The following is a 310-nucleotide window of genomic DNA, read 5'->3' on the forward strand; positions in this document are numbered from 1 at the left end:
CCAAAAAATTACCATTAGACTTCTTTATTTGCTTTTCATCTGGTGTTGGAGTCATGGGAAATATTGGACAAGTTGATTATTCCACAGCTAATGCTTTCATGGATGCTTATTCATACTATAGAAACAAACTTGTTAAGGATAATAAGCGACATGGACAAACTTTATCCATTAACTGGCCTTTGTGGAAAGACGGTGGAATGCACATTGATGTAGACACTCAAAAACAGATAACAGAAAATACAGGAATGGTTGCAATGGAAAGTTCTGTAGGTATTAATGCTCTGTACGAGGGATTGAAATCATGTAGTAG

1 protein-coding gene is annotated in these 310 nt (G+C 35.8%); it reads left to right on the forward strand.

Annotated elements, in window-relative coordinates; translation table 11 throughout:
• The coding region (locus ACX6CF_RS27350) for a KR domain-containing protein (protein WP_458788518.1) at positions 1 to 310 on the forward strand (310 nt) is incomplete at both ends.

The organism is Vallitalea sediminicola (assembly GCF_054408565.1).